We start from the raw sequence: 4,281 nt of genomic DNA, 5'->3' as shown, positions 1-4,281 counted from the left end.
GCTTAATCCCGACAGATCTTCAGCTGATCAACTTAAGAAAGCGGCTTGAGTTGGGGCGACAACTATGTTGACAAACACCGGATACCGTGTCGTCTGACAACAGCGCGCAACGTTCTTGATAGTTTTGTTTTCTGGTTCACGACTTGGCCGACGAAATGGAGACCCGCAGTCGGTGTATAGAATTCAGTGTCAGATTGTTCGATTTTCAGTTTCACTAAAACGCACCCGGCAGGTGAAATCCTGAGATGCGTGTATTTTGCCTGTCAGCCCTTGTTCCGTCTTGGGTTCAGGTCATTGGATGTGTTGGGAAGTCACGGATTCAGGACTCTGAAACTCTTGNTTGAAGATGTGGATTAATGGGTTCTTTAAAGGTGTTTCGACCAAATATCTGACCAGGTATCTTGGATGGAAGCGTTTTCTTAAGGCAGAAATCTTCTCAGAAGATGGGTTATTAGAAAGGATTTCCAGACACTGGGCAAAACCACTTATAAGCTAAACACCGCCGCTCAGCATCGTTGGCATTACCCTTTGGATTGTTCGCGCGCATATAGGTATTGGCCAGTGACGTAATGACCTCATTGATATTCATATTGGTTTGTGTGCCCGATCCTGTTTGCCAAACTCGTAATGGAAATTGATCGTAGTGCTCGCCATTAATAACCGCGTCACAGGCATGAACAATCGCACCAAGCTGATCATTATTGATGAGTTCGAACCTATGATTGACTTGCGCGCAGGCACGCTTTATTGAAACCAGGGCATCAATAAAGTGGTTTTCGAAGGTGTGCTTTCCGATAGCAAAATACTTTAGCGAGAGCTGAGTTTGTTTGCCCCAAAGCTCGCCAACTTTGTTGACAGCGACTTTTTCAGCACTATCGCCCTGTTGGATTTCCAATGGAGCTACTTTGCGTTTTTTCTTCGACTTTTTAGTGCTCATGATATCGCCCACCTATCTCGGGTTGTTAACTATTGGCCAATAAATTGTTGAGCGACGTAGGGCAGGACGCCTCCAGCAAAAAAGTAGTCAAGCTCTCGAGAGTTATCGATTCTTAAAATAACGGAGGTAGTCTGATTTGCAGGCGCTGCGCTCTGGCTGACTGATGGAGGAACGCTTGTGATTACCAATGACAGCCGTTGCTTGGGTTCCAGTTGCTGTTCATCTAAATCAACTGGCCATTGAATAGTAATGCTCTCATCGCCAAGCAATTTCAAATCATTGAGCCTAACTTCGGGTAGGAGTTGCAATGGCATGATACCCATCCCCACCAAATTGCTGCGATGAATGCGTTCAAAACTTTCTGCGATGACGGCTTTTACGTTCAATAGTAAGCATCCTTTCGCAGCCCAGTCCCGGCTTGATCCCGTGCCATATTCTTTACCTGCAAAAATAACCACAGGAATATTATTGTCTGTGTAATACTGACTAGCCGAAAAAATGGACACAGGCTCAGTCGGATTCAGCCCTTTGGAAGAGTCATTGGACAGGCGTGTAAACCCACCTTCCATGGGCGTCGCCATGTTATTTTTCAGACGCTTATTCGCAAAGGTGCCTCGCACCATAACTTCATGATTGCCACGACGTGAGCCATAGCTGTTAAACTGCTCTGGCATAATGTTTTGTTTAGATAAATATTCACCAGCGGGACTATCAATACTAATTTGACCGGCGGGAGAAATATGATCCGTTGTAATGGAGTCACCCAGTATCGCTAATATTTTTGCCCCAACAACGGCACCAGGTTTATCCTTCCTATCTAAAAACGGCGGCTTTCGGATATAAGTCGATGCCGAGTTCCATGGGAAGCAGACTGTTTGTTCTACGTGTAAGTCATTCCAAAGCTGATCACCTTGCAATATGTTTGTATAAGACTGAGCGTAAAGTGTTTGATTGACCGCTAACATCGCCTGCTCAAGTTGGAAATTTTGTGGCCATATGTCGCGTAAAAAAACAGGCTTATTTTCTTTATCTACACCTAAAGGCTCGATGTCAAAATTGATGCGAGTATGTCCTGCCAATGCAAAGGCGATGACTAACGGCGGCGAAGCCAGCCAGTTGAGCCGAACAGCAGGGTGAACTCTTCCTTCAAAATTCCGGTTCCCGGACAACACCGCACTGACTTGCAAATTACCCTGCTTAATGACTGATTCAAGATCGTCGTTTAAAGGACCTGAATTGCCAATACAGGTTGTGCAGCCAAAGCCGACCCGTTGAAACCCCAACTGATCAAGATAGGCTTGCAACCCTGACGAATCAAGGTATCGAGCAACTACCTGAGAGCCTGGTGCAAGTGATGTTTTAACATGAGGGTTAACGGTGAGGCCTTTCTCGACTGCTGACTTAGCCAGCAAGCCAGCAAGCAACATAACGCCGGGGTTAGATGTATTGGTGCACGAGGTGATGGCGGCAATCACAATATCACCATCTATTAACTGTGACTGGCGTTGATTAAATTCTGACTGTCTTTGTTTAATTTCAACAGGCAAAGCATGCCCGGACAGCTCAATTTCTTCCAGCGTTTTACGTTTGATGGCCGCAAGTGGCAACCGATCTTGTGGACGCTTGGGGCCAGCAACACTCGGAACAATGTCATGCAAATTAATTGCTAAGCATTCACTATAAATGGGCGATTTTGTTTCATGATCTGTGTCGTAAAACAATCCCTGTGCAACAGCATAGTCATAAACTCGTTTAACTAATGACGCAGGGCGATTCGTTAAGGTTAAATACTCGATCACTTTTGCATCAATTGGAAACAGCGCACAAGTGGCACCATATTCTGGCGCCATGTTGGCGATAGTAGCGCGATCGGCAACATTCAGAGCGCTAACACCAGCGCCATGAAATTCGACACACTTACCGACCACACCGTAATTTCTTAAGATTTCAGTAATACTGAGCACTAAGTCAGTCGCTGTCACTCCAGGGGTTAATTCACCCTCTAACTTTACGCCAACAATAATGGGGGCGTTTAAGCTAAGCGGTTGCCCCAACATAACCGCTTCAGCCTCAATGCCGCCCACTCCCCAACCAAGCACACCAAGCCCGTTGATCATTGTCGTATGACTGTCACTTCCCACTAAGGTATCAGGAAAGAGCTCGCCGTCTTTTTCGTTTACCACCTGAGCAAAATATTCGAGGTTAACTTGATGGCAAATGCCATTGCCTGGCGGAACAACGGTAAGATTTTCGAAAGAGCCCTGAGCCCATTTTAGAAATTGATAACGTTCTTGATTACGCTCCATTTCACGTTGCCGGTTATGCTCTAGCGCACCGGCATGACCAGCTTCATCGACTATAACAGAGTGATCGATCACTAGATCCACGGGGCACTTAGGGTTGATCTTTTCTGCATTGCCTCCTTTAGCAAACAAAGTGTCACGCATTGCTGCCAGATCAGCGAGGGCAGGTACCCCCGTATAGTCCTGCATAAGCACTCGGCCAGGATAGAATTGAAATTCAAAATCACTTGAGTAATCACCGGAGCTCAACGCCTTAATCAAAGTCTGCAAGGATGCTATGTTTTCCTTGCCGGCATTACTTTCAAAGTTCCGCATGACGTTTTCTAAAAATAGTCTCGTAACAAAAGGCTGTTCACCCAGTACAAAGTCAAAATCCTGCGCCAATTTCTTTAAAGACCAAAACGTCTTTTCACAAGTGCTTTTCTCCAACTTAGTTAAGTAACGTTCCCTCCATCGTTTTTTCGTTGTAGGCATCATGTTAGTGCTCCTAAAGTTTGCGCACTTGCTTACCCTGCGTATTTCAGGAAGCGTGCGCCACATCTGCATTGTTAGACGATACCGAAAAATACCGTATCACCAGACAACCCAATAAAGCGGAGAAAATAGACGCCGAGAGAATTCCAAGTTTCACGGCATTAATTTGTTCCGGGGAATAAGCCAAGTTGGCAATGAAAAGCGCCATAGTGAAGCCGATACCTGCCAACATGCCGCCACCGAGGATCATTCGCCAATTTAAATTGGGTGGCAAAACAGCGAATCGCAGTTGAACCGCAACCCAACTGAACAAGAAGACACCTAACGGTTTGCCTATCACAAAACCAAGAAATACCGCCATGTTGATTGGAGAACTAATGTTTATTCCTGTGAATGGTATCCCCGCGTTAGCAAGGGCAAACAAGGGCATCACAACAAACCCCACCCAAGGGTGAAGCATCATCTCTAAACGCTCTACCGGTGCCAGTGCTTCACGTGCAGCCGCTTCAGCCGTTTTCAATGCTTTACGATCAAGCGTATCTCCACTCCAATGCTCACCCGGTGGAT

Annotated in this window: 3 protein-coding genes; all 3 read right to left on the bottom strand. The window is 46.0% G+C overall.

What is annotated here, in order from left to right:
- Positions 1-451 precede the first annotated feature (451 nt).
- Complete coding sequence (locus ABD892_RS02395; protein ID WP_345193452.1) at positions 452-937, bottom strand: lyase family protein; 486 nt, start codon at positions 935-937, stop codon at positions 452-454.
- A 29-nt stretch (positions 938-966) separates the two neighbouring features.
- Positions 967-3,717 carry an aconitate hydratase AcnA gene (acnA, locus tag ABD892_RS02390; protein ID WP_345193450.1) on the bottom strand — a complete coding sequence of 917 codons (2,751 nt, stop codon included), beginning with the start codon at positions 3,715-3,717 and terminating at the stop codon, positions 967-969.
- Between the two features lie 43 nt (positions 3,718-3,760).
- On the bottom strand, positions 3,761-4,281 hold a 521-nt coding region (locus tag ABD892_RS02385; RefSeq protein WP_345193448.1), incomplete at its 5' end, for a Na+/H+ antiporter NhaA.

It is taken from the genome of Kistimonas scapharcae, assembly GCF_039540975.1.
Lineage (GTDB): Bacteria > Pseudomonadota > Gammaproteobacteria > Pseudomonadales > Endozoicomonadaceae > Kistimonas > Kistimonas scapharcae.
The sequence above is the reverse complement of the archived record's forward strand: the minus strand, read 5'-3'. Positions and strand labels throughout refer to the sequence as shown.